This is a genomic window from Emcibacter sp. SYSU 3D8 (assembly GCF_039655875.1).
GTDB lineage: Bacteria > Pseudomonadota > Alphaproteobacteria > SMXS01 > SMXS01 > RI-34.
Window position 1 is genome coordinate 16,592 of sequence record NZ_JBBYXK010000009.1, and the last position, 26,695, is coordinate 43,286.

Here is a 26,695-nt window from a genome sequence, read left to right on the forward strand (position 1 = left end):
GGTAGATCGAGGAACCAGAGCCCGTTCCTGGAACGTCACTCTCGCGGATTACATCGCCCTGGAAGCAGTGGTAAGGTTTTGGGTGGGCCTGCCCGTGGCAGGGGACGGCTGGCGTTGTTATCGACGGGTGTTCAGATGTTTTCATTGCGTTTGTTCAGATATTTGATCCTCGCTGGCGGTACCGCGCTCGCCATGCTGCCCCACGGCGCCGAGGCCGAGCCTGGTCCTGCATATGAGGCCGCGGGCCTCAAGATAACGCCAAGGTCGGTCGTATCGCTGGAGAACGGACGCCAACTCCACGTCGTGGTGGTCGTCGAGAACATGTCGGGACAGGATGTTCGGGTGAGTGTCGGCGCCAACCAGGCCGGGACTTACGCGTTCGACGAAACCGGCGGCAAGTGGACGATGGCTGATCTCCCCACCGGTATCGCCAGCGGGTACGACGGATGTTCGTCAGGAACCGTCTTGCATGACGGCGAGGCGCGGCCGGTACTCTATCGGCTGCCGGGTTCTCAGCGGGGTGCCGCGCCAGCGACCATTACGTTCGGGACGTTCCTCTACCGATGCAGTGAGGGGAGGGATCTAGGGGTGCCGGTTTCAATTGACGGTATACCGGTTCACGAGCAGTAAGAGTCTGACTCATAATGTTTGTGAGGTATATGAAGTGTTTGCGAGCCTGCGTGTCATGAGCTGGACGGAGGCGAGCAGGAGCCATTCGGTGGGGCTTTCGATGGTGGTCTCGAAGCCCTTGGCGGTGTCGGATCGCTTGATGGTTTCGAGCGTCCAGTCGCCTTTCCCCTCGAGCACGGTTTCGAGTTTCTCACCGGCACAGTCTCCATCGGCAAAGACATATCGCAACCAGGGGAAGCTGGCCCGAATGGAGGTCAGGACACCGGGCGCGCCGTCGCGGTCCTGGATGTCGGCGGCATGGACTACCACCGCGACCAGCAGACCCAGGGTGCCGGTCAGGATATGGCGCTTGCGGCCGTTGATCTTCTTGCCCGCGTCCCCCGGGTCCGGCTTCGCCGGCCCGAGGGCTGGCTGCCCCCCCGAGGGCCGCCGCTTTCGGTGGTTTTCACGCTCTGGCTGTCGATCACGCCGGCGCTGGGCGAGGCCTCCCGTCCAGCCGCCAGACGCACGGCCATCAGCAGCAGATGATTGACCGTGCTTCAAAGCCCGCTGTCGCGCCACGCATAGAAATAGCGCTGCACCGTCGATACCGGCGGAAAGTCCCGGGGCAGCATCCGCCAGGGCTGACCGCTGCGCAGCACATAAAACACCCCGTTCATGATCACGCGGAGCGACCACCTGGGCGGTCGGCCCAACCTTGAGCGAGCCGGCATCAGCGGCTCAAGAACCGCCCATTCGGCGTCCGTCAAATCGCTTGAATAGCGCAGTCCCTTCCGCGCATGCTTAGCACGGGTGATGTCGGTCCACATGTGGCTCTCCGTCGATGTCTCGCAACAGCGACTGAATCACAACGCACTGATATCTCTCAACTTCTTTTCGGGGCAGACACTAAGACCAATTGCGCGCGGGCAATTATTCATGGCCTCAGGGACGAGGCATGGACCGGGCTGGGCTTGCGCGGAATCTCGACACTCGCGGGGACGAGTATGTGCACTCGACACTCGCGGGGACGAGTATGTGCAGGAGATGAATGCCTTGCCGAAGCAGAACTTTGAGCGCAACCCATTCCTCGTCGGTCAGGTCGCTCGGATACCGCTTCGTTTTCTTCTCGATGGCCACCATCCGGCCGCGTGTCGCTGTGTTCCACATCCACAGCTTGAATCACGACTCGGCGACCCCTTCAAGCCATTATCAAACAGCCTCTCAAAATCCTCGCCACGCCTCCCAAAAACTCCCTATCCGCGCCAGAAGAGAGAATCATCCCAAACCGTCGATGGTGAGACACTTTTTCAGCAGCCTGATAGGATCGATGCCTGAAATAAGGCTGGTAATCGTTTGACCGTATGGATACTTGTTTAAGCTGGCCGTTGACCATCGAGTTAGGCGCAGCAATGCACCTGAGTGCGGTAGTATGGCGGATTGGGCAATGGCGGCACCAACCGTGTATTGGTGGCTTCGCCGCTTTGTCCGGCTGCTGTTATTCCGCACCATCCACGACGTTGCCCTGATGACCGATCGCGAGCGGGTCGGGCGGGAAGCGTGTCCAACGGTAGGCGTGATCGACAGTCAGACTATCAAGGCGCCGATACTGCAAAAGCGCGGTTATGACGCAGGAAAGAAAGTCCTGCGCCGTAATCGACACACCGCCGTCGATACCGATGGCCGGGTGCTGATGGTCAATTTCACTGTCGCCGACATCTCGGACACCGCCGGTGCCCACGCCATTGTCGCCGCCATCCGCAAGTGCTGGCAGTGGTTGAAGCGTCTCTTTGCCGACGGCGCCGATGACCGCACCCGCCTCGTCGACGCTGCTGCCTATCGGGACTTCGTCCTGGAGATCGTTAACTGGACCGACAAGCTACGAACAGCGTCTCGACGTCTCCGAGGCCATGCCCACATCGCTATCGAAAGCTTCATGGTTGCGCACGATCGCCCATCCATGAGCATTCTCAAACGGACTCTGAGACCGTTAGTGGAGTCTGCCTTGAAGGGGCGCTAAGTCGCAGGGGCATGTCTTGGTGTGGCCTTCGACGGTGATAAATTTGGTCTCATGTGCAGCCGGAGTAAGGGCGGGTTGTCTTGGATATAAAAGTAGTTAATGCAGGTGGTAATAAGATGTCCGCGCGCCCCACTTTGGTCCCGTCGGAATTGCCCAGCCAATTAGCGCGGCCGTCTATGAAGTATAAAGAGGTCTCACGCCGTTCATTGGAAGGTGCGTTGCCCATTGCAACCTGTCTATTTTTGCCCTTGGTACAGATTAAAGATTTATTTTATATTTATGATATTGTAACAGTATACAGTATTTATAAGCTTGGATTTCCCTCGGTGCCTTACAGAGGTCGATCAATAGGAAACTCCGTAAGGCTCCTGGCCATCGCCGTATTGCTGGCAACCCTTTCGAGTCTCGTCCGCACTGGCTTTGAACTCCGGTCGATTATGTACTGTGCTCAGTATCTACTGGCGCTAATTTACTTCTACTGCCTATTCTCCAATATAGCTGCAGGCCGTTTGGATGGCAGTTTGCTTGCGGCATGGGTGATCAAGGGAGCGGTTCTTGCGGGCGCATTTGGAATCCTGCACTTTGTGCTCCTTACGGTAGCACCATCCGCAGGTAACGCCCTATATAGGGGTTACCTCAGCCTTGCCGGATTTTCCGACCGCTTCTACCAGCTACGTTATGTTGCCGGAGTGGAGAATACGGGCGTTATTCGCGCGTTGGGTACATGGGATGTCTCAACAACCTTTGGTGGTATGATGGTGCTGGCGAGTGCGTGGTTATTATATGCAAAGCACATCACCAAGAGTGTACGTTATTCGGCTTTCATCCTTCTAAGCTTCGCTGTACTCGCATCAGGATCTCGGCATGCTTGGGTGATTGGATTGATCGTGTTATTTGCGCTTGTCGAAGGAAGCCGGAGGTACAAATTATTCGTGGCATCATGTTTTGTGGGGGGGCTTGCCCTATGGGTGTTTCTTTCGGCGACGCCCGATGATCTTGGGGGCACCTCTTTCTCCAATCAAATTTACAACCGATTTGAGCGCACGGTATCCAGTGGGTTAGAAGATAGCTCAATTCAGTTGCGCTATGTAGATGGTACTTCAAATTTCCTGCTGTACATAATGAAAGATCCGAGCGTTCTGGTATTTGGATTTGGTTTGAATACAGATAAAATCTGGTTCCAATCAATGGATATAGCAGCGTTTGCGTCTGAGAGGATTGACAATTACAATTGGGGATTTGTATCAAATGGATGGTTGCTGATATTGAGAAACATGGGAATATTAGGTTTTGTGGGCTTATTAGGTCTATTTTTGAGTATTAGACGACTTGGCCGTTCAGCGGTTGATGTGCCTCTATTGATTGCGGCACTTTTGATATTGTCGGACAATTATGCGATCCAGGTTGCACGCTGCTTTTTTATGATATTGGCGTTTCTAGCTGTAATTGCTGGTGACGCGCTTTTCCGGCTGCAGAACCGAAAGAGAGTATATCCGGAATCATCAACGCACTCGCCTAGGTCAATGGGCAATAGTTCTGTCACCAAGCAAGAAAAACGTCGTTTGGATAGAAGAAGCTAGACAATTGGTTATGAGGCAGGAGACTCCGAAGATTCAATTGAGCGTTGTCGTCATCACGAAGGACGAGGAGAGTGATCTTCCTCGGTTTCTGGAAAACTTCCTCCCCATCGCTGATGAAATCGTCATCATCGATGACGGATCTACCGATCGGACCGAAGAAATCGCCCGCTCGGCCGGTCCAAGGGTGAAATTCTTTTCCTGTCGCCGCACTGCCGACGAGGGTTTTTGTGACCAGCGGCAAAAGGGCGTCCACTTCGCGCGGGGCGAATGGCTGCTGCAGGTCGATTGCGACATGCGGTTGACGCCAGAATTGGAGCGGGAGATTCGAACGGCGATCCAGTCGCCAAACAAGATCGCCTACTGCTATCGGCTGCATCAGTATTTCATGAACCACCCGGTTCGTTACGGCGGGTTCCAGTACTGGAATCAGCCCTGGCTGTCCCGGCGATCCCTGACGTCGTGGACACAGAGGGTGCATGAGCGGATCCATCTAGACGGACCTGTCAGCGACATTGGCCAGCTCCAGGGCAGGATGGCCCACCTCAACGACACGGATTTTGCAGAAAGACTACGGAAGAACTATCAATACTCCCATTTGGAGGTGGAACGACTACTTGCCAAGGGAGAGACATTTCCCACCTACAAGGTCCTGTTCGTCCCACTGTGGCGCTTCATCCGTGCCTATTTACTGATGCGTGGCTTCCTTGACGGCCGCGTCGGCTTCATCTGGGCGCTTTACCAGTTCACAAGCAATACGACGGTCTACTACCTGGGTTGGGGGCGCCGTCATGGCGGCTCACGCGAACGGAACGAAGCGCTGATCCGCGATGCGATGGAACGTCAGCCGACGTCGCGCAAGGATGGTCTCCCGCCATTGTCCGCACTGGGTCCCCAGTGATGCCATCCACCCATCTTCCCAGCCTGCTGTTTCATCGGGGAAACCGCTGGCAAGGCATGCTCCGAGGCAGCACGAATATTCTGGCGCAGCATTTCCTGCAGGCCGGCTATCCGGTCACCTGGCTCGGCCGCCCTTATCATGCGGGCCATGTGCTGTTTCAAAAGAACAATTCGCACGGATATCGCTTCGGTTCCCGCGTGGAGCGGTCCTCGGACGGCGCGCTGGAAATCCTGCCGTTCACCTTGGCGCCGATCATCAAGTCAGCGCGCCTTGGCGCTCGAGTGTGGGCGCAATCGGCCCGTCTCGGCTATCAGACTATCTGTCCTTCTCTGCCGCGGCTCATGGCCGAGGCGTCGCAACCGTCGCCGCGCATCATTTGGTCGACGGGCGGTGACGCTGACGGCCTGCTTCGGACCTTCCCCGACGCAAAGCGGATCGTCCAATGTGTCGACGTGTATGAAGCTTATGCCGGCCCCGCCCAAAATCTACTGGAACAACATGACTACCGCGACGCGGATGCGATTGTGGCGATCGGCGAGGCACTGGCCCGCTATCTGGTGCGCGAACGCCAGGTGCCGCGCGACAAGATTACGGTGATCGGGCAGGGCGCTGATCTGGAGCTGTTTGCTACCCTCAAGCCGGAGCCGCCCGAGGTGGCGAACTGTCTGCGCCCGCGCCTGATCTGGGTCGGCCTGCTTGAGAAGGCGGATGCGACGCTCATGGAGGCGGCGCTGGCGGCGTTGCCAAACGGCGAGGGATCGCTTGTCCTACTGGGACCTGAAGCCGAGTGGGCGCGCCGCCTGGCGACGCACGACCAGCGAGTCCATGTAATTGGCCCACGGTCAGCGTCGGTTGTCGCCGCCTGCCTGCAGCACGCCGACGTCGGGCTGATGCTCTACGACCGCAAGCGTGATCCGCGCCAGTACGAGGGGCAGAACCCGCTGAAACTTTACGAGATGGCGGCGGCGGGCCTGCCGATCATCTCGACCTCGCACGAGGAATATCGCTATGGGACAAACCCAGCACTGATCGCAGACACTACCGAAGAGGTGGCCGCGGCCATGCATAATGCGCTGGGGCTCCGGGACAAGCTGGCATGTGCATCCCGGGAATTCGCTGGCGCCAATGGCTGGTCCGCGCGCTTCGTCCAAGCGCGGGCGCTCGTCCACGCGCTCCTTGAGGACCATGCGCCCGCAAGGCTCACGGCCAGGGCGGTATGACGATCATGCTGCAGGCCAAGCGCGCCATGGCATCGCTCCTGACGCACCGCATGGTCGGCGGCGTCATCGCCGCCGCGACGGGAAACCGAATCCCAGCCTTTGGCTTGAGGATTGACTCCAGCAATCCTCTGGTCAGTCCCGAAATCAAGGCCAAGCTGTTCTTCGGCATATACGAGTCGGCCGAGCGGCGCTTCGTCGCGCGCTATCTGCCCGGTGACGCCGACGTAGTCGAACTGGGGGCAAGCCTGGGTGTGCTGACCTCCATTATCCGCCGGCGCGTGTCGCAGCCGCGGCGGATCGTTGCGGTGGAGGCCAATCCGTTGTTGGCGCCCATTCTGCGTCGGACCTTGGAAGTGAATGGCTGCGACGCCAACGTGTTTGTCGAGGTTGCGGCGATCCATTATGGGCCGGAAGAGGAGGTTTCGTTCAGCGTCGGACGACACTCTACCGACGGCCGGGTAAGGCATGCAGCGGATGGCGGCGTGTCGGTGATCCGCACACCGACGGTCACGCTGTCGCGGATCCTGAGGCGACACCAAGTGAGGGACTTTTCCTTGATCGCCGACATCGAGGGCGCTGAATGGGGCGTGATCGAGCATGATCTCGAAGCTGCCGCCGCCGCTAAAATCATTATCATCGAGCTGCACACATCCAGCGTAGGCGAGGATGCCGAGATCCTCTTGGGCCGATTGCTTGCAACCGGCAGGTTCGACCTCGTCGACCGCTATGGCAACAGCTGCGTCCTGCGGCCCCGTTCCACAAAGGGTCGGGCGGCCTGATGGGTAGGGAGCAGAAAGATGTGCGCCCGATCCCCGAGCGTTTGGCAGTGGCGGATCGCTTGCGGATAGTGATCTGCTATCCGCTGGTCAACGCCTACATGGCTGCGTGTTGGCGTGAACTGGCCGCGCGCGTTGGCGTGGACCTATTTGTCATCGGGTTCAAGCCGGAGGCGGGCGACCTTGTGGCGTTCACTACCGGCATCATGGCGGGCGTGCCGTCCCGCCTGCTCGCCGGAGCCGAACGGCGCGAGGCCAAGGTCACCGCGGACCTGGTCGGCGAGCTTAGGCCCGACCTGTTGCTGATCAGCGGCTGGTCCGAACCAGCGTTCCGGCCGCTCTACGCCGACAAGCGCCTGAAGGACGTGCCCAAAGTGCTGATGATGGACAACCAGTTGCGGCGGACCCTGCGTCAATATGTGGGGCGGCTGGCGCTCAGGCCAATGCTGCGGCATGTCGACCACTTCTTCGTGACCGGCGAACGCGCCTGGCAGTACGCCAGGTTCCTCGGCATTGGTGAGGATCGAATCCAGCGCGGCGCGGTCTCCATCGACTATAAAGCATTGGCGCCTATCTATGACCAGCGTGTCGCCGGATTGGACGGCTGGCCGCGCAGCTTTTTCTTCGCTGGCAGATATCATCCGCGCAAGGCGATCGACCTCATGCTCGACGCCTATGGCCGTTACCGGGCGCGCCGCCCGGACGCTTGGCCGCTGGTCGCCGCAGGTATGGGCCCCATGGCGGGCGCTTTGGCCGGTCGCGAGGGCGTTACCGACCTGGGCTTTGTGGATCCGCACGCAATGCCGCTTCATTGGCGGGCCGCTGGCGTGTTTGTGATCCCCAGCCGATTCGATGCGTGGCCCTTGGTGATCGTCGAGGCCGCTGCCGCGGGCCTGCCCATCATCGCGAGCGAAGCATGCGGCTCGACTGTCGAAAATGTCCGACATTTCTATAACGGCCTGGTGATACCCACGGAGGACGTGGGCCGCCTTTGCGATGCGTTGCTGTGGATGCACGACAATGGCAACCGACTACCGGTCATGGGTGCTCGCTCCCGCAGCTTGGCAGCCGCCTATGGGGCCGACGTCTGGACCGACCGGGTGCTGGACATGGCCGCCCGGCTGGTGCCGGGAAAACGCGCTGCATCGGCAGGCCATCTATGACGGGAAGGCTGAGCGTGGTTTTTGATGGCGTCGGCATCCGGGATGGTGGTGGCGTTCGTCTGCTCGAACTCCTGGTCGAGCATCTTCCGGCATGCCGCCCCCAGTGGCACTGGGCCTTCTTCATGCTGCCTGAGACCGCGAACAGCCTGGATCTTGGGCATGCCTCGCGGAAAGTGGAAGTCTTTGGTGTTACCGGTGCGGGCTGGTTGTCGCGAGCGCGCTGGCTGACCCGCGGCCTGGGCAAGGTGGTGCGGCAGCGGCATGCCGACGTTGTCTTGAGCTTTGCTAATTTGCCGCCCACCTGCTCGGCCGCGCCGGTAGTTATATTCCTGCAACAGATGAAGGCGCTGCAGAAGCCGTCCTCGTCCCGCCCCGGCGAGCGGCTGCGCCTGTTACTCATACGTGGCTATCTTAGGGCTAGTTTCCGGTTCGTCGCGCGCATCGTCGTGCAGAGTACCCATATGAAGGTTCTGCTGGACAAGTTCCTGCCCGGCGCCGCACGGCGCACGGTGGTAATTCCCAGTCCAGCCGCATCCGTGGCCTCGGGCGGGGCTGGGGGTCATGTCCTGAGTGTCCTGGCGGACGCCGGCCGGCCATGCGTGGCCTATATATCGTTGCCGCGAAGCCACAAGAATCATCTTGTCCTGGTGCGCGCCTTTGCCCACCTACGCCGGTCGATACCAACGGCCAGTCTCCTGCTGACAGTGCCGCGGCCCGGCAAAGGGGATGCAGTCACCGCTTCCATCCATGCGGCGGCGCGCGACCTCGGCGTCGCCGATGGGATTATCTGGCTCGGCTCGATCACCGCGTCGGAGGTTGCAGCCGTTTATGGCACGGTTGAACTGGCCGTGTTTCCGTCGATCAGCGAATCCTTCGGGCTGCCGTTGGCCGAGGCGCTGATGCAGGGATGCCCCGTCGCCGCATCCGACCTACCCTTCGCCCACGAAATCCTGGGCGACGCGGGATCGTATTTCGATCCGGCGGACCCGGTCGCCATGGCAGGCACCATGGCGGTCCTTCTTGGTGATCCGCCGCTGCTGGCGGAGAAGCGAACCGCCAGCCTGGCGCGGGCGCACCGATTTGCGCCGGAGACGGCGGCGGAGCAACTGTGCGCCGTGCTCGAGGATGCGGCAGCCGGGGGGCGATTATGAGTCGCCTTAATGTGGCCATATGGGCCGAGGCACTGGTAGGCCGGCACACAGGAACGCGCACCTTTCTCGAGGCGGTGCTGTACAATTTTGTCACCCATCATTCGGACGATATCCAATTTACCCTAGTCTGCCCTTCATGGGCAGATCCGAAGCATCTCGAGGGCCGCTTTCCCGATGGTCCGTGGCGGGTCGCGTCCGCGCCGGGAACACGATGGAGCAACCGGCTCCGCTGGCTTGCGGGCGGCGCGAACCTGACACCCCTGATTGGCCGGCACGACGTGTATCTCAGCGGCTGGCAATGGCCGCTAGGCGGCGACGACCAGCCATTCGTCGGCATTGTCCACGATCTGCGCCTGCTGGACCGGCATGCCCGCGACCCGGGCGTGTCGCTGCCGCGCCGCATGGCTTGGACGGCGTTGTGGCGCCAATCCGTCCGGGCATGCCTGGCGCGGGCGTCGGCTATCGTCGCGCCGTCCCAGTTCACCCTGGATCATCTGGGGTCGCTGGGATACCGGGCGCACCAGCCTGCCCTGGTGATCCCCCATGGAGTCGACATGTCGGTCTGGGCCGCCGACAGGGCGCAACCGGCCCTCGACGATGCGTGCGGTCGCATCGGCATGGCGCCCGGTCACGAATACATCCTCTCCATCGGCCAGCACACGCCGCACAAGAACCTGCGCCGGCTTATCGAGGCGTTCGCCGCCCGGCTCGCGGTGCGCGATCCGGCCGCCCGACTGGTCATCGCCGGTGGCGAAAACAGCGAGACCCCATTGCTCCATGACGACATCGCCCGGCTCGGCCTTGGCGGCCGGGTTATCCTGGCCGGCTCGGTATCGTTCGACGATTTGCGGGTGCTGATGGCCGGCGCCCGCTTGTTCGCCTTTCCCTCGCTGTTCGAAGGCTTCGGCCTGCCGGTGCTCGAGGCGTATGCCGCCGGCATTCCGGTTGTTACCAGCGCGACCACGTCGCTTGCCGAGGTGGCGGGCGACGCGGCGATCCTGGTGCAGCCGACCAATGTGCCGGAGATCGCGGCCGCCTTGGAGCGAGTTTGGACCGACGGCTGCCTGCAGGTGCAGCTTTCCGCCGCCGGGAGGGTGCGGGCGGCGCTCTACGGCTGGGACACTGCCGCGTCGCGCTATGTCGAACTGCTGCAGACCGTGGCGGGTACGACGGGAAGGCCGCACTGATGGCACGGTTACGGGACCAACTTCTGTCAACCTACGCGGCCGAGGGAATCAATCTCATCTCGGGCGTAGTCTTCGGCATCATGTCGGCACGTGCGCTCGAGCCCGAAGGGCGCGGCGTCGTCGCGGCTGCATGGGCGGCGGTATCGATCAGCACCCTGATTTCCAGCCTCGGTATTGGCAAATCGCTGATCAGCCGGCTGAACGATTCGGATAGTGGGCTGACGGCGGCGGACTATCTGGGCGGCGTCCTAGCCCTAATGCCCGTGGTCATGATGTTGGGCTGGGCTGTATTGTTCTCGATGGCGCCTAATTTTCCACCCGAGCAGCGTATTCTTGGCTGGGTCCTGATCGCTCTCGCGATCCCCGTTGTGTTTGTCAGCGACATGGTGCGCTCGGTCCTCCGTGCCCGACGGCGTATCTTCTGGCTGAACCTGACTGTTTCGGGCGGCGCTGTATTGCGCGTGGCCGTCATGGGCCTGCTGTGGATGCTCGGCGTGATCTCCATCGGGGCAGTGCTGGTTATCGAGATCGGATTCCACGCCGTCATCGCCGCAGTCGGATGCTGGTCGTTGCGTGGTGCGCTGCTGAATGGTCCCCGTATGGGGGCGGTCACCGGGGCGGTGAAAGCCATGCTCGGCTACGGCATCCTGTTCCAGCTCTATTCCCTGCTGTTCAACATGATCAACCGTGTCAATGTCGTGATGCTCGAAAAGATCACGGGCGCGGAGGCTGCCGGCTATTTCGCCATCGGCGCGCGCCTGGCCGAGTACATGGGCACGTTGACCATGCAAATCTCCTTCGTGATGATCCCTTACTTGGCCCAGCAGCGAGATAAGAGCGATGCCGTTCAGCGCGCAATGGACTTGGTCAGGATGAGTGTGTTGGTACTGGTGCCCGCTGGTGTCGTTCTGATGCTGGTGGCAGGTTACCTGATACCAATCTTGTATGGCTCCGCGTTCGTTTCAAGCGTAGCCATCTGCCGCACCATGATCCCCGGGATCGTTGCGGCGGTCCTTTTCCAGCTCGCAAGCATGCCGGCGGTCGCGGCCGGCAGGATGAGACTGGTCACCATGTGCAGCGCCATCGGGTTCGCGGTCAATGGCGTCGCCATGCTGATCCTGACGCCACGATGGGGCGCGGTCGGCGCCGCCGCGGCGGCCACGCTTGGCTATGTCAGCCTGTTGGGCGCACATCTGCTGACACTCAGGTTGTCGATGGGCATATCGCCGATCGACGTCCTGATCCCGAAACGGTCGGACTTCATGGCGGTGCGTCGGGCGCTCAAGGTATGAGACCGGTTCTAAATTGCGTGCGCGGGTATGTTCAAACTCGACAAGGAGAAACGCCATCCTGACTGAAGAAAGCATTCCGGCAACCAACGGCCTGCCTCTGGCGTGGTCCAACGACACTGTGGAGCCGCTGCGTCCCTACAGGATGCCGGCACAGATCAGCGGCGACGCCGGCGTCGGCATGTTCGCGCCGCTCAGGCTGTTATGGAACGGCACGCGCGGGCTCGGCTGCGCCGATCCGATGCCGGATCCGGCGACGCTGGAAAGCTTCTATCGCGACGCGTACCGGCGCGTGATGAACAAACGGCGGGACATCGACAACTACATCACCAGTCCCAACTATCAGGCACAGACCCGTAGCCAGGCGGCGTGGATCAAGGCCGCCGCGCCGGCGACCGGGGAGTGGCTCGATGTGGGCGCCGGCTATGGCATGCTGCTGCACACGGTGCGCCGGGAGATGCCCGACTGGCGACTGACTGCCGTCGAACCGGACAACGAGGCGGAGGCGTCGTTGTGCGCGCTCGCGATCCTGGAACGGGATTTCGCCGGGTTTTGGGAACGGCGGGTTCTGTCCCCCAGCGCGTTCGACGTGATCAGCCTCTCGCATGTCTTCGAGCATCTGATCGACCCGGTTTCAAGCCTGATGGCCCTTCGCCATTATCTGAAGACCGGCGGCCTGCTGATGATCGAGGTTCCCAACGACACGCGAGAGGAACTCATGCGGGAGGCACGAACTAGCGACCTACCCCACCTGTGGTTTTTCTCCCACTCTGGCCTAGTCGCCCTACTTTCCCGCGCCGGTTTCGATGTTCTCCGCTCGGCGGAAATTGGCATCAGGCGTCCCGGGTCTATGGACCCCATCCGGATTCGCGCGCGCCGTATACTGACGAGACAGCTTTATGGCCCCCTGGCGATCCTGGACGACAGGACGTGGTATGCGGAGGGGCCGGATCGGTGCGATCTGCGAATTCTGGCGCGCAAGCGGGAGCTATCCCATTGAGCCAACGCAAGCTGCACCCGAGGCTGTGGCAGCCTACCTACATGCTCAACCGGGCTTTGTCGCGAACTATATCGGGCTGGGCCGAACAATACTTCGCGCCCACGGAACACCATCGACTGCTCGACATCGGCTGCGGCTCCATGCCCTATCGCGTGCTGTTCCAAGACCGTGTGTCCGAATATGTGGGCTGCGACCAGTATCCGCGCAACGCCACAGTTGTCGGGTGCCCTGCTGACGATCTGTCGTTTCCCGATGAAAGCTTCGATTCTGTGGTTTGCTTTCAGGTGCTGGAGCACGTGCCGGAGCCCTGGCGGGTACTCGACGAGGCATCGCGCGTGCTCAAGGCCCGTGGGCTGGCCATCGTGACCGTGCCGTTCCTGTTCCCTTACCACTCCTCGCCGGGCGACTATTACCGCTACACCCATGAGGGAATCCAAGCCATGTCGGCGCGATCCGGGTTCGACATCGTCGAGGTCGATCCGCAATGCGCGACGCTGCCGACCCTGCTGATGATCGTAAACATCAAGGCGTCGGAGCAGCTGCGGCGCTTCAACCGGTTCGCGCTCCTGCGTCCGCTGGCGGGAGCGATCGAAGGGCTATTCGTGGCGTCCGTAAACGTATTGGCGCTGCTGTTTGACGCGCTCGACCGCAAGCGCAATCTTCGCGGTTTCCGGGGCTATGCGAACTACTCCTTCGTCCTCAGAAAGCGTGCGCTTGTTGTGGGTGGCCCGCAGCCATGACAGACAAGCCCCGAGCGCAGGATTTCGATAGGATCAGGCGGCAGCTCCGCTGGCGCCGGTTGTGCGCGGAAATCATCTCGAGATTGCCGCTCAACGGGCTTCGCTGTTGCCTCTACCGGTTGCTTGGCTACAGCATCCGCAACAGCGCCGTCGGAAGAGGCACGGTCATCGCCATCGAAGCCCTGGATATGTCCGAGGCTCACATCGGTGTGCGCAATAAGATTGTCGGGCCCTTCCGGCTGGAGATGCGGCACCGCAGCGCGATCGGTTCGGGCAACACGATCGTGTCAGGCTTCTGGGCGGTGCGCAAGGATCACGCGGCATTCGGCTATCGGCGTGAACTGGTGCTGGAGGAATACGCGCTGCTCACCATCGAACACTGGGTCGATGTGATCGATCGCATCCGGATCGGTGCCGGCACGCATATCGCCGGCATCCGTAGCGAATTTTGGACCCACGGGCATACCTCCGAAAATCGCGACATCGACATCGGCAAGGACTGCTTCGTTGGATCGAGCTGCATCTTCACGCCGGGATCCGGCCTAGCCGACCGGAGTGTGGTAGGAAGCGGCAGCGTGATTACCAAGAAACATCCGAATCGCTTTAGCATGCTTTCGGGCAATCCGGCTGAAATTCGGCGGACCAACTACTATTGGCGCACCCGCAGCATCATCGAGCCGGATGCGCCGCCGCCGTTGCCGGAAACCATCAGGCGCTTCGATAAGAACACCCAAGAGGTTTAGCAGCAGGCGAGAATGATGAATATCTTGTATGTGATGCCGCGTTTTCCGTCGCCCTCCGAAACATTCATCGCCGAGGAGATGATGGGCGTCCGAGCGCGCGGCAACGATGTCACCGTCGTCTCGCTTGCCAGGCCACCGGCCGAACAGGTCGCCCGAATGGGATCGCGCCTACGGGCGGCCGCCGAGAACGTGATATATCTGGACCGCGTCCCGTTGACGCTCGATGCCATCGCGGCTTGCTTTCGGCCAAGTGTCAGGCGCTTGAATGGCGGCATCAGCAGCGCCGCCACGTTTCGCACCAGCACGGCGGTTCGGTTGCTACGTGCATCGGCGGTTAAACGCATCGCCCACCGGGTCGGCACGGAACTGATTTTCGCACACTGGCCGCGGGCGACGGAGGTGGCCATGGTCGCAGGCGAGATCGCCAGGCTTCCCGTTGCTTTCAGCGTTCACGCCCATGAGGTGGCCCATGACAATGGGCATTTCACCTTAGCGTTCGAACACGCCCAGGCCGCCACCTTCTGCAATGCGGCATCGATGGATTATCTCATGAACGTACTGCCGACGACGGCGTCGGCCAAATCCAGCCTAGTTTATCACGGTATCGATTTGTCGCAGTTCAAGGCGCTTCCTTTGCCGCCTGCTGGAAACGTTCTAAAGGTTGTCACGGCGGGTCGCCTCACGCCGACCAAGGGCATCGACAGGCTGATCCGGGCAGCGACCCTTGCGCGCGACCGGGGAGTTCCGTTCGAACTGATGATCATCGGTGACGGCAGCGAGCGCGGGTCGCTGGAAACACTCGTGACGGCCTCCGATTTGGGAACCCTGGTCCGTTTTACTGGCTGGGTGCCGCACGAGCAGATGGTCCATCATCTGAGCGCCGCGCATGTATTTGCGCTGATGGCGGATGCCGATTTCAACGACGGACTGCCCAACGTGGTCCTGGAGGCCATGGCGATAGGGCGGCCCATCATTATTTCGCCGCTCCCGGCAGTCGCTGAGGCGGTCCTGCACAATGAAAACGGCTATGTGCTGTCGACTGTGGAGGCTGTCGAGGAGTTCGCCGATTGCTGCACGAACCTGCGCAGCGCGCGTGGGACGCTGGAACGCTGGGCGGCGGCGGCAATCGTAGATGTGCGGGCGCGCCACGACCGGGCCTTACACCTGGATCGCCTCTGCGCGCTACTGGACAGCGCGAGCAAGGCGTATGCCGCATGAAACAAATCCTCCAGAACCTCTCCGATGGTGTCACCAATCTCGTCGATGTCCCTGCTCCGCTTGCGGGGGCCGGCCAGTTGCTAATCCGTACCTCCGCGTCGGTTCTCTCCGCCGGTACCGAACGCATGCTGGTGGAGTTCGGCAAGGCCGGATGGATCGACAAGGCGAGGCAGCAGCCGGACAAGGTGCGCCAGGTGCTCGACAAGTTACGCACCGATGGTCTGGCGTCCACCATCGAGGCAGTGCGCAGTAAGCTCGATCAACCCTTGCCGCTGGGCTATTGCAATGCCGGGCATGTCATCGCCGTCGGCCCGGGCGTCGAGGGCTTTGCGATCGGCGATCATGTTGTGTCGAACGGCAAGCATGCGGAGATCGTCGCCGTGCCGCGCAACCTGTGCGCCCATATTCCGGCCGGGGTGGACGACGAGTCTGCCGCGTTCGCTGTTCTGGCGGCTATCGGCCTGCAGGGCGTGCGGCTGGCGGCGCCGACATTGGGCGAAGCCGTGGTCGTCACCGGCCTGGGCGTCATCGGCCTGCTGACGGCGCAACTCCTGCGTGCCAATGGCTGCCGCGTGCTGGGCATCGACTTCGATCCGGGGCGCCTGGCGCTGGCGCGTCAGTTTGGCGCCCAGGTGGTGGACCTCTCTCGGGGCGAGGATCCAGTCGCTGCAGCGGATGCGTTTTCGCGCGGGCGCGGGGTCGATGCTGTGCTCCTGGCCGCCTCGACGACGAGCAGCGAGCCGGTTGCCCAAGCGGCGCGAATGTGCCGCAAGCGCGGACGGATCGTGCTGGTTGGCGTCACCGGGCTGGAGCTCTCACGGGCGGATTTCTACGAAAAGGAACTCAGCTTTCAGGTGTCCTGCTCATACGGCCCAGGCCGCTACGACCCTGCGTACGAGGAAAAAGGGCAGGATTATCCAGTCGGCTTCGTCCGATGGACGGAACAGCGTAACTTCGAGGCTGTGCTCGACATGATGGCGACGGGAGCTCTCGACGTCACGTCACTGGTTTCACATCGCTTCGATATCGCCAACGCGCCACACGCCTATGAGCTGTTGGCGTCCGATGAACCTTCGACAGGCATCGTGCTGCAGTATCCTGCTGTCGGAGATATCGAACCTGTCGTCACGCGCACCATCTCCCTGACGGCCGAACAGGGGCGGACCGCGTCCTCGGCCGCGGCGGTGGCCGGTTTCATCGGTGCCGGCAACTTCGGGGGCAGGGTGCTTATCTCGGCCTTCGCCGACGCCGGGGCAACACTCCAAACACTTGCGTCGGCTGGCGGCGTCTCGGCGGTTCATCATGGCCGTAAATATGGATTCCGGCAGGCAACCACCGATACGGGGGCGTTACTTGCCGACCCCGCGATCAACACCGTCGTAATCGGCACGCGTCACGACACGCACGCGGATTTTGCGTCCCGCGCGCTTCAGTCAGGTAAGCATGTCTTCGTCGAAAAGCCGCTCTGCCTGACGCTCGAAGAACTGGCCGCCGTCGAGAGCAACTATATCCGTGCGCCCGGATCGCCGCTGCTCATGGTTGGCTTCAACCGAAGGTTCGCGCCGCAAATTGTCCGAATGAAGCGGCTGCTCGACACCGTGCGGGAACCCAAGCAGTTCATCATGACAGTAAACGCCGGCGCTATTCCCGCCGAACACTGGACCCAGGATCCTTCCGTCGGAGGCGGCCGCATCGTCGGCGAGGCGTGTCATTTCGTCGATCTGCTGCGCCATCTTGCTAGCGCGGCGATCCGCCATCATCTCATCGTCGGCCTGGACGGCGCCAAAAGGACCCCCGTCGGCGACAGCGTCGCCATAACACTCAGTTTTGCCGATGGATCTGTTGGCACAATCCATTACCTCGCCAATGGCCACCGCAGCGTCGGCAAGGAACGGCTCGAGGTGTTCTGCGCTGGCCGGGTGCTGCAACTGGACAATTTCCGCCGCCTGCGCGGCCACGGTTGGCCGGGCTTCCGTTCCATGAACCTGTGGTCCCAGGACAAGGGGCACCGGGCCTGCGTCCGGGCCTTTGTTGAGGCCATCACCCATGGCCGCGCGGCACCGATCCCGATAGACGAAATTCTTGAAGTTAGTCGCGTGGCCATTGAACTGGCCGGACACAACGCCGTGGGGCGGCTAAGTCTCTGTTGAAATTGCTGAGTATCTTCATCTGGCATCCGTTGGCCTCCGGCTGAGATTCGGACTCACACCGGTGATGATGTGACACGGGTGGGGCCATTATTTGCCGCAGCTGAACGCTATTGGCAGACGCTCCGCCATCTTCGTCCCATCCAGTTTTATGGACGACTGCGCTTTCGTCTCGCGCGGCCCACGGCAGATATTTCGCCGCCGCCAGCACGGCGCAGGCTGGAAAAATCCTGGCGCTCACCGGCGCGCCGGCGGCCCAGCCTGTCCGGGAAGATGACCTTCTCGCTGCTAAACCAGACAGCCTCCTTGCCGGAGGTCGGCTGGGATGGGCCTCAATGCGATAAGCTCTGGCGTTATAACCAGCATTATTTCGACGACCTGAACGCATGTGATGCCGATGCGCGGATCGCTTGGCATATTGATCTTTTGCTGGCGTGGGTGGAGGAGAACCCGCCGGGAGAAGGTACCGGATGGGAGCCCTACCCCACATCGCTACGCATCGTGAACTGGATTAAGTGGGCTCTGGCCGGCAATGCGCTGCCGACTGAATGCATCCAGAGCCTAGCGGTTCAGGTGCGCTGGCTGATGCGGCGGCTGGAGTGGCACCTGCTTGCCAATCACCTGTTCGCCAATGCCAAGGCGTTAGTCTTTGCGGGGTTGTATTTCGAAGGGTCAGAGGCGCACCGCTGGCTGGATATGGGCATGAAAATCCTTGCCCACGAGTTACCGGAACAGATCCTGCCGGATGGCGGCCAGTTCGAGCTGAGCCCGATGTACCATGCGCTGGCGATTGAGGATGTCCTCGACGTTGTTAACATCATGCGGGCCTATACCGCAGCGCTCGGACCAGTGCACGAGCAGTGCCTTGCCCAATGTGAGGGCCGACTCCCCGCCATGCGGCGCTGGCTTAATACGATGTGCCATCCCGACGGCGAAATTGCCTTCTTCAATGACGCAGCCTGCGGCGTCGCGCCCTCTTCAGCTGAGCTGGACGATTATGCAAGGCGTCTTGGCTACGGTGCGGCGTTGGAATTGCAGGAATACATGTGGCTGGCCGACAGTGGCTATGCGCGGCTTGCGCAGGGAGGTGCGGTTCTTATCGTCGATATGGCGCGTGTGGGGCCGGATTATCTGCCGGGACACGCCCACGCCGACACGCTGAGTTTTGAGTTTTCGTTCCAAGGGCAGCGCATCTTTGTCAATTCCGGTACTTCCATTTATGGAGCCGGTCCAGAGCGCCTCCGTCAGCGCGGTACCCCCGCCCACAACACCGTCACGGTGAACGGACGAAATTCGTCCGACGTGTGGAGTGGCTTCAGGGTCGGCCGGAGGGCCTACCCCATGAATGCGGGCATCAGTTCCAAGGCAGGTGCCTTGTTCGCACATGCGGGACATGACGGTTACCGACACCTCCCTGGATGCCCGGTCCATCAACGAAGCTGGGCGCTCTCCTCGAACCGGATGATTGTCGAGGATAGCATTTCTGTTTCCTCCCTTCCCGGTGAAGCCCGATTCCATCTGCATCCAGACGTCCGTGTCCAACAGGTTGGACCCGGCGATGGGACGCTGACCGCGCGCGAGGGGCGCCTGCTGTACTGGAATACTCATGGATGTCCTGCTCAGGTGGAGAGTACCTCTTGGCATCCTGAGTTCGGGATCAGCCAGCCAAATTATTGCATCGTCGTGGCCCTTCGCGAGGGCCGTGCAACCTTCGAGCTGAGTTGGATCTGACCCTCGCTGCACATCCTGTTCCTGTCCGACAATTTCCCGCATGAAGTGAACGCCCCGGCAAGCCGAACATTCGAGCATTGCCGAGAATGGGTGAGGGCAGGCCACTGAACCGGCTGGCCAGCTCGCTGTGAATCCAATCCCGCGGGCGACAAAATCGGGTTCTTCGAGGTGTCCAACTCCTTCCGTGCGGGGGGGGGGGCGAAAAGTACAATGCAGTCCAGTATGCCCGATTCAGAACGAATGGTTGGGAAAAGGTTTGTTCCCCGCAAAAAATATGGCACTTATCTGACGGAAGGTTAGGGGCCCCCCCTCACCTTCGGCCTCCGACGCCCTCCGAGAGAGCCCCTCGCGGAGGGCGTCACATTCAAGCTATCTATGGCGTCATCTACGTCCAAGCCGACGCCTCATAGTTGCCTTCGGTTGACTGTGGAGCGGTCATCGACGCTCACGGGGCGCACCTGCCGCGGAGCCCGCCGGCACACGCGCCTCGCAGCTCACATACGAAAACAGCGCCCCGCCCTCACAATCCTCACCACGCTCCAACAACCTCCCAATCCCTATCCGGATAGGGAAGCATCTCCGCATCCCCAAGGCGAGACACTTTTTCAGCAGCCTGCTAGAGCACGCGAAAGAGGGAGGGGCCAATTGTTTCCGCCGGCTTGCGGATGCACCCGGCATGCGAACAGCAAGGACCGGTAAGAATGCGGCGCCGACGATGCCGGGCGATCGCTGATCGGCTGACTGACTTCAGAGTGCTGACGACGCTTATGTAGCGGAATCGGCCTACTTCCCGCAGGACGCCACATCCTCCACCGGTTGGCGACCCGAACGAGACCGCAACGAACTTGCTTCGCCGCTGTGTGGACGGCAATTGTGGCGATGTGCGGGGTTTGATTGGCGGCATCGGGGCCTGATGGCTAGTGTCAATGCGCGCCCGGGCATGGAGGGATTTGGGCCGGGAACGCTGCCTTGACCAAGAAACCCATGTCAAGGGTGTGGTTTCAGGCCCCGGCGAAGGGCGCTAAGCGAGGCTATACGCCATGTTTTGGCCGACTTTGTGATTCACAAGGGCCTCAATTTGTGGTATACAAAATCCGCCGATGATGTCTTGGGCAAAAAAGGGGCAGGATAATGAATAGTATTCTCAGAAATCTCATTCTGGTGTCAGCCTTTATGGTGCCCGGTTTGGGCACCGTCGCAGCAGAACCTGCGACTGGATTGCCAGAAGACGTGGCGCGCGAGCTTAGCGGCCTGTTGGAGTCTTCACCCGAAAACGCAATCAATCCTGCCATATTTACCCTCGCCGGCAACAATCCTGCGTACGCGGATGAGATTGCCTGCGTGCTCATTCAATATCACGGGCAGGCGGGATTCATTGAGCGGGAACTGTTCAAGGTGACACCGGATCCCGACGTGCGAGAGAGCTTGCATGACGCGATAAGGGCTTGCTCGCAAAAGACTGGCGGGTACGGAGATGCCCAGGGTGGCTTCAACAAGTTGCTGGTGGGCGGTGACTTCGGCACCTTGGAGAATACCGCCGACGTGTTGTCGCCTGTTCAACCCTGAGTGGGGCGGGCCAGATTTCCTACATTATCAGGGGCGGGCGTATAGCTTGGACGGCATTTGACGATACATTCGCGCTATTGGGCCTGGAGCGTGGCGATGGCCGTGGGGGCAGGGCTTTCAGCTACTTCCATGGCCCAGTTGGCAGACTCCTCCAAGAATCTTTATGTGGCGAAGCCCGGACCTTACGACCCTCTCGGGATCAGGATGGGATCGTTCTACGCCTTCCCCTCCATTGAGGTGCTCGGCTTGTACGACGACAATGTGTATGCCGACAGCGCCGACAAGCGTTCAGACGAAATCCTGGTGGTGTCGCCGCAGATTCAGGTCGAGTCGAACTGGTCGCGCCACAAGTTGCAGCTGTTCGCGGGGGGCGAGTTCGGGTTTCACAACACCTTCGGCGCCGAGGACTATAAGGATTACCTCCTGCAGGCCCATTTCCAGGGCGATCTGACCCGCGCCACCAAGCTGGAGTTGCAGGCAGAGCAGGCCCGCGACCATCAGGAGCGCGGTGATCCCGAAGCCGTGGAAGGTCTCAAGCCAACCATCTACGACAGGACCGAAGCCCGCGCGCAGCTCAACCAGTCCCTCGGCCGGCTCAGCTTGTCGGCCGGCGGACGCTTCGCGCGGTACGACTTCAAGGACACGCCGGGTGTCAACGGCATCATCAACAACCACGACCGCAACCGCGACATCTTCGTCGCCGATGCCAAGGCCGCGTTCGAGTTTTCCCCTGGCTACCAAGTTTACACTGAATTTGCCTACAATTGGCGCGACTTCGATGATGCCTTCGACGACGTGGGCATCAACCGGGACTCGGAAGGGTACGAGCTTACCGCCGGCGTGCAGTTCGAGCTGACCGACCTGCTGGAAGGCGCCATCTTCGGCGGCTATATGACGCAGAATCCGGACGACCCCAGGCTGATCAAGATCGATGGCGCCGCATTCGGCGCGTCGCTGATCTGGCATCCCACCGAATTGACGACGGTCTCGCTCGAAGCTTCCCGGGCCATCCAGGAAAGCTTCCTGCTCGATGCCACAGGCTATTTTGCCGACCGGGTGCGACTTTCCGTCGGCTACAAGCTTCGCGAGAACCTAGACATCACGGTGTTCGGCTTGCTTGGCCAGGATGACTACCAAGGCATCTCGCGGAACGATTCACGGTATGGTGGCGGTGTGAACGTGTTCTGGGGCCTCAATCGCTTTTTGGCGGCCAAGGTTGCTTACACCTATGACCGGCGTAACTCGGACTTTCCCGGGATTGGGGATTTCGCCCGCAACCGCGTCGCCATTGCGCTCGAAGCGCGGTACTGACGTGAGCAGACCGACTTGGACGGCCGCCGAAGTACCGATGGCTATCAGACAGTACCGCCTGTCATGGATTTTGCTGCTGTGCAGCGCGGCGCTGATGCTGCAGGTCGCCCTATCGACTGTGGCCGCCGCCGGCACGGCAGGCTCCTATCGCCTTGGTTCGGGAGACGAAGTGCGGGTAACCGTGTTTCATCAACCGGATCTATCGGGCCAGTTCCTTATCGGGGCGGACGGCATGATCTCCTTGCCGCTGATTGGCAATTTGCCGGCCGCCGGCGCAAGCGTACGCGACCTTGAAATGCGCATCCAGGATGCCCTGCAGCCGGAGTATCTTAAGAATCCCTCGGTCAGCGTCGAGGTGCTGAACTACCGCCCTTTCTACATTCTGGGGCAAGTCGACAAACCCGGCAGCTATCCGTTCGTGTCGGGAATGCTCGTGGTCAACGCGGTTGCGCTCGCCGGTGGCTACACGGCGCGGGCGAGCATGGGAGGCATATATATCGAGCGGCCAGGCGCCGGTGCGCAGATCAAGGTGACGCCGCAGACCCCGGTCATGCCGGGCGACATCATCCATGTTCCAGAACGCTTTTTCTAGCCGGTACACGATGGCCCCTTTGATGATTTTCCCTCACGTGCACTGGTCGGACTGCATGGCCCATGGGGGCTCTTGTGTCCACTGACGTGCGACGGGAGGGCGGTCTGCTCGAGCGGGAGGCGGCCGACAGGGATGACGAAGGCGGCGTCGATGTCCTCGCCTTCCTTGCCACGCTGTGGCGCCGGAGGGCGATCGTGCTGGGCGTTGCCGCGATTTTCACGGCACTGGCCCTGATCGTCATCTTTCAGTTAACGCCGCGATATGAGTCAGCCGCGCTCGTGCGCATCGATGCGCCAAAGAGCAACGTGGTTGACATCGAAGCCGTCCTTCAGGACTCCGGCCAGGAGCAGGGGTTCGTGGAGACGGAGATCGAGGTGATTTCTTCGCACGACGTGATCGGCCGCGTCGTCGACAAGCTCCGTCTCATGGAAAACCCGGTCTTCAACCCGGAAGTGGGTGAGAAACGCCAGCCCAGTCCGTGGCGGTTTGTCAGTCCAGGGTACTATTTCAGGCTTGCGGGCGAGTTATTCTCCGCAACCTCGGCACCGGCCAGGCAAAGCCTGAGCGCCGAGGATCGGGACACCGAATTGCGCGGCCGCATTATCGACCGGATTGCCGGCATGATGGACGTCAAGCGCAAACGCCTGAGTTCGGTTATCGCGATCGGCATCGAGTCCGAAGATCCGGCGCTGGCCGCCAGATTGGCCAACACGATCGCCGGCGAGTATCTGGTCAGCCAGTATGAGGCCAAGTTTCAGGCGGCCGAAACGGCGACGACCTGGCTCAACGAGCGCCTGGGCACCATGCGCCGGGATGTCGAAGCGGCGGAACAGGCGCTTGAGCAGTTCCGGGCGCGGAGCGGGCTGCTGTCACGGACGGGAGGCAACTCACTGCTGACGGAGCAGGCCTCTCAGTTGAACGCCCAGCTCATCCTGGCGAGGACGGATGCGGCAACCGCGAACGCCAAGCTGGCGCAGGTGGAAGACCTCTACCAGTCCGGTGGTGTCGCCGCCCTCAGCAAATTCCTGACTTCGGACGCTATCGCGCGTTTGCGGGCACAGGAATCCGACTTGAACCGGCAATACGCGGACATGTCGCAGGAAATGGGCGAGCGCCATCCCAAGATGATCAGCCTGCACGCGCAGATCGAGGATACGCGCGAGCAGATCCGCCAGGAGGTGGACAAGACGCTCGGCAACCTGCGCAGTGAAGCCGCGGCGGCCCGCACCAAGGCCCAGACGCTGCAGTCCGGACTGAACGCGATGCAGGGCGAGGCCGGTGCGCGCAGCGAGCAATCGGCGCAACTTGCCACCCTGGAGCGAGAGGCCCAAGCCAAGCGCGTGATGTTCGATACGTTCCTGAAGCGCTTTCAGGAAACGTCGGCGTCGGAAGGTCTGCAGCAGGCGGACGCGACGATCATTTCCCGGGCCCAGGTGCCGCGCCAGCCCAGTTTCCCGCCCATGCGGCAGTTCCTGATCCTGGCCATGCTGGCGTCGGTTGGCGCCGGCGTGGGCGCCGGTTTGTTTGTTGACCGTATCCTGGATCGTGGCTTCCGGCGCCTCGATCAGGTCGAGGCCGCCACCGGCCTGCCGGCGCTCGGCTCCATCCCACAGACCCAGGACGGCGACCTGATCGCCACGGTGCTGCGCAAACCAAACTCGTCCTATACCGAGGCGCTGCGCAATCTGCACGCCGGTATCCGGCTGTCCAGCATCGACAATGAGGCGAAGGTTATCCTGTTCGTGTCGGCCGTCCCCGGCGAGGGCAAGACGTCGGTGTCGACCAGTCTGGCCGTGCTTCTGGCGCATGCGGGCCACAAGGTGCTGCTGGTCGATTGCGATCTCCGCCGCGGGCGTGTGCATGATCGGTTGGGGCTGCTGCCGAAGCCGGGGCTGGTTGAGCTGCTGGTCGAGCCCGAACTCGTTGGCGCGGTACAGGTGCACGCGCCAAGCGGCCTGGACGTAATTGTCAGCGGCGGTTCGGTCCGCAGTCCGCAGGACCTGCTGGGCTCCAATGCCATGCGCGAATTCCTGGCGCGGGCGCGCCAGCGATACGACTACGTGCTGGTCGACACGCCACCTTCCGGCGTTGTCAGCGAAGCCCGGCTTCTCGCCGCTGCGGCCGACCGGGTGGTGCTGATCGCCAAGTGGAACAGCACGCCGCGCAATATCGTGACAGGCGCCGAGCGCCAGTTGCGTGACGCCGGCGCGCACTTCGCGGGCGTCATCCTGTCCCAGGTGGCGCCGCGCAGTGGCCTGATCTACGGCTATGACTCCTACAGCCCCTATTACGGTAAATATGGCGAATATTACCAGGACTAGCAGCGCCGCGGGACGCAAGGCCCGGTTGCTTTGCGCCGGGATGGCAATCGCTGTCGGGGCGGCGGTGCTAGGCGCCGGCCTGCCCATGGGATTGGCCGCCATCGCCGCCGCGCCGGGCGATGCCGTCGCCCACGCATTGCGCGCCCGGCAGAACCTCTCCGAAGAGGAACTGGTGCGCCTTGCCGCGAGCCGCGCGCGCGCGCTGGCCTGGCATGATGACGTCGACCACCGCCGGGAACTGGCGAGCGCCCTCGCGGCCCTGGCGCCGCGGCGAGCCGAGCCGGCGCGGTATTATCTGGAAAGCATGGAGCAGACGCGCGCGGCGCTGCTGGCGGCGCCGGCGAGCCCGCACGACTGGCTGCGCCTTGCCGGGCTGGGGCTGGCGTCCTCTGGCCACCAGGCCCGAGCACGCGCGGCCAGCGATTTTTCGACGGCGCTGCTGACGGGCGCCGACACGCCGGGCCTACGCCCTGGCGTGCTGCAGGTGGGATTCAGGCTGTGGTCGTCCCTGCCGGGAAGCGCGAAGTCGATGCTGCTGGATGTCATGCGGCACGCCTGGCGGGACGGCGGGACCATGGAACGCAGGGGCATCCTGGCGCTCGCCGACGCCAACGGTTTGCTGGAATTGGCGTTGATGGCGCTTCGCGAGGAAGAGGGGATCGAGCCTTATCTCGGCGGGAGGTTGTCGTGACGGCGAACGGACAGGCCCGCTGGTACGTGGCTCAGACATTGCCGCGCAAGGAAGCGCTAGCGCTCGCCAATCTTACGAACCAGAACTTCACCACCTTCTGCCCGCGCATCCGCTGCACCCGGCGCCATGCCCGCAAGTTCTATACGGTGAAGGAACCGCTGTTTCCCGGTTATCTGTTCGTGTCCATCGACACCGGCGACCAGCCGTGGCGCAGCATCAATGGCACGCGCGGCGTGGTGCGCCTGCTGACCGACGCCGCCGGCCCGGTTCCCCTGCACCACCACCTGATCGACGAACTGATGGCGACCGCCACCGGCGATGCCCTGGCGGATCTGGCACCGGGACAGGAAGTCAAGCTGCGCACCGGGCCGTTCGCTGATTTCATCGGCCGCGTGGTGAGCCTGAGTGCCAACCATAGGGCAAAGGTGCTGCTTCACCTGATGAACCGCGAGGTGACGGTGGAGACGGCGATCCAGGATATCGACGTGATGGGGCAGGCGACGTGATGATAAGTGCACTCGCCAGTGTGCAAATGTTCATGATGATGACGCCCTCAAGAATTGCGGGCCGTTTCGAGGGCCGATAGGGTTGATGACTTCATGAGGATGAACTGGGTGATGGTTTCACCCTGAGTGCGGTAGCGTTGCTGAGGCCAACTGACATGATTTGTGATCAAGAGTCGTGCTTCGTGGGGTTTATATGGTCGTATCGATAATCAGTAGTTTGGTCATATTTTGCTGCG

The 26,695-nt window shown here is 61.6% G+C and carries 21 protein-coding genes and 3 pseudogenes; 22 read left to right on the forward strand and 2 right to left on the reverse strand.

Translation table 11 applies throughout. The features are described 5' to 3' along the window. The first annotated feature begins 135 nt into the window (after positions 1-135). A complete protein-coding gene (locus WJU21_RS19045) occupies positions 136-630 on the forward strand; it encodes a hypothetical protein (RefSeq protein ID WP_346325057.1) in 495 nt (164 codons plus the stop codon). Positions 631-639: 9 nt separating this feature from the next. Here the strand turns inward: WJU21_RS19045 and WJU21_RS19050 are convergent. Continuing rightward, positions 640-1,439: pseudogene (locus tag WJU21_RS19050) on the reverse strand (IS5 family transposase). Positions 1,440-1,692: 253 nt separating this feature from the next. Continuing rightward, positions 1,693-1,779: pseudogene (locus WJU21_RS19055) on the reverse strand (IS5/IS1182 family transposase); the annotation flags it as partial. A gap of 328 nt (positions 1,780-2,107) precedes the next feature. Here WJU21_RS19055 and WJU21_RS19060 point away from each other — a divergent pair. The 21 genes and pseudogenes from WJU21_RS19060 to WJU21_RS19160 form a co-directional block, all read left to right on the forward strand. Continuing rightward, positions 2,108-2,485: pseudogene (locus tag WJU21_RS19060) on the forward strand (transposase); the annotation flags it as partial. 224 nt (positions 2,486-2,709) lie between these two features. Next, positions 2,710-4,209, forward strand: a complete 1,500-nt coding sequence (locus tag WJU21_RS19065) for an O-antigen ligase family protein (protein ID WP_346325058.1) — start codon at positions 2,710-2,712, stop codon at positions 4,207-4,209. Positions 4,210-4,246: 37 nt separating this feature from the next. Continuing rightward, positions 4,247-5,107: a glycosyltransferase family 2 protein gene (locus WJU21_RS19070; protein ID WP_346325059.1), complete on the forward strand. Its 861-nt coding sequence runs from the start codon at positions 4,247-4,249 to the stop codon at positions 5,105-5,107. Continuing rightward, a complete protein-coding gene (locus tag WJU21_RS19075; protein WP_346325060.1) occupies positions 5,107-6,327 on the forward strand; it encodes a glycosyltransferase family 4 protein in 1,221 nt (406 codons plus the stop codon). Before WJU21_RS19070 ends, WJU21_RS19075 begins: the two co-directional genes overlap by 1 nt. Then, a complete protein-coding gene (locus WJU21_RS19080) occupies positions 6,324-7,106 on the forward strand; it encodes an FkbM family methyltransferase (RefSeq protein WP_346325061.1) in 783 nt (260 codons plus the stop codon). The genes WJU21_RS19075 and WJU21_RS19080 overlap by 4 nt, the downstream gene beginning before the upstream one ends. Next, positions 7,106-8,266 (forward strand): glycosyltransferase family 4 protein, encoded by a 1,161-nt coding sequence (locus WJU21_RS19085; protein ID WP_346325062.1) that lies wholly within the window; start codon positions 7,106-7,108, stop codon positions 8,264-8,266. Before WJU21_RS19080 ends, WJU21_RS19085 begins: the two co-directional genes overlap by 1 nt. After that, positions 8,263-9,417, forward strand: coding sequence for a glycosyltransferase family 1 protein (locus WJU21_RS19090; protein WP_346325063.1), 1,155 nt, complete (start codon positions 8,263-8,265; stop codon positions 9,415-9,417). Before WJU21_RS19085 ends, WJU21_RS19090 begins: the two co-directional genes overlap by 4 nt. Continuing rightward, the gene (locus WJU21_RS19095) at positions 9,414-10,604 is read left to right on the forward strand and encodes a glycosyltransferase family 1 protein (protein ID WP_346325064.1); all 1,191 of its coding nucleotides are present in this window, start codon (positions 9,414-9,416) and stop codon (positions 10,602-10,604) included. Before WJU21_RS19090 ends, WJU21_RS19095 begins: the two co-directional genes overlap by 4 nt. Continuing rightward, on the forward strand, positions 10,604-11,896 hold the full coding sequence (locus WJU21_RS19100; protein ID WP_346325065.1) for an oligosaccharide flippase family protein: 1,293 nt from the start codon (positions 10,604-10,606) through the stop codon (positions 11,894-11,896). Before WJU21_RS19095 ends, WJU21_RS19100 begins: the two co-directional genes overlap by 1 nt. A gap of 13 nt (positions 11,897-11,909) precedes the next feature. After that, positions 11,910-12,893, forward strand: a complete 984-nt coding sequence (locus tag WJU21_RS19105) for a class I SAM-dependent methyltransferase (protein ID WP_346325066.1) — start codon at positions 11,910-11,912, stop codon at positions 12,891-12,893. Then, a complete protein-coding gene (locus tag WJU21_RS19110) occupies positions 12,890-13,633 on the forward strand; it encodes a class I SAM-dependent methyltransferase (protein WP_346325067.1) in 744 nt (247 codons plus the stop codon). The genes WJU21_RS19105 and WJU21_RS19110 overlap by 4 nt, the downstream gene beginning before the upstream one ends. Next, entirely contained in the window at positions 13,630-14,376 is a 747-nt protein-coding gene (locus WJU21_RS19115) for a hypothetical protein (protein ID WP_346325068.1), read from the forward strand. Before WJU21_RS19110 ends, WJU21_RS19115 begins: the two co-directional genes overlap by 4 nt. A 12-nt stretch (positions 14,377-14,388) precedes the next feature. Then, a complete protein-coding gene (locus WJU21_RS19120; RefSeq protein ID WP_346325069.1) occupies positions 14,389-15,594 on the forward strand; it encodes a glycosyltransferase family 4 protein in 1,206 nt (401 codons plus the stop codon). Further along, entirely contained in the window at positions 15,591-17,744 is a 2,154-nt protein-coding gene (locus WJU21_RS19125; protein WP_346325070.1) for a bi-domain-containing oxidoreductase, read from the forward strand. The genes WJU21_RS19120 and WJU21_RS19125 overlap by 4 nt, the downstream gene beginning before the upstream one ends. Before the next feature lie 78 nt (positions 17,745-17,822). Next, positions 17,823-19,472: an alginate lyase family protein gene (locus WJU21_RS19130; RefSeq protein WP_346325071.1), complete on the forward strand. Its 1,650-nt coding sequence runs from the start codon at positions 17,823-17,825 to the stop codon at positions 19,470-19,472. Positions 19,473-20,603: 1,131 nt separating this feature from the next. Next, positions 20,604-21,038 carry a hypothetical protein gene (locus WJU21_RS19135; RefSeq protein WP_346325072.1) on the forward strand — a complete coding sequence of 145 codons (435 nt, stop codon included), beginning with the start codon at positions 20,604-20,606 and terminating at the stop codon, positions 21,036-21,038. A 96-nt stretch (positions 21,039-21,134) separates the two neighbouring features. Next, a complete protein-coding gene (locus tag WJU21_RS19140) occupies positions 21,135-22,349 on the forward strand; it encodes an outer membrane beta-barrel protein (RefSeq protein WP_346325090.1) in 1,215 nt (404 codons plus the stop codon). Between the two features lie 37 nt (positions 22,350-22,386). Then, a complete protein-coding gene (locus WJU21_RS19145; protein ID WP_346325073.1) occupies positions 22,387-22,941 on the forward strand; it encodes a polysaccharide biosynthesis/export family protein in 555 nt (184 codons plus the stop codon). Positions 22,942-23,015: 74 nt separating this feature from the next. Continuing rightward, positions 23,016-25,262 carry a polysaccharide biosynthesis tyrosine autokinase gene (locus tag WJU21_RS19150; protein ID WP_346325074.1) on the forward strand — a complete coding sequence of 749 codons (2,247 nt, stop codon included), beginning with the start codon at positions 23,016-23,018 and terminating at the stop codon, positions 25,260-25,262. 85 nt (positions 25,263-25,347) lie between these two features. Next, positions 25,348-25,953, forward strand: a complete 606-nt coding sequence (locus WJU21_RS19155) for a hypothetical protein (protein WP_346325075.1) — start codon at positions 25,348-25,350, stop codon at positions 25,951-25,953. Further along, the gene (locus WJU21_RS19160; protein ID WP_346325076.1) at positions 25,950-26,459 is read left to right on the forward strand and encodes a transcriptional activator RfaH; all 510 of its coding nucleotides are present in this window, start codon (positions 25,950-25,952) and stop codon (positions 26,457-26,459) included. Before WJU21_RS19155 ends, WJU21_RS19160 begins: the two co-directional genes overlap by 4 nt. The last annotated feature ends 236 nt before the right edge of the window (positions 26,460-26,695 follow it).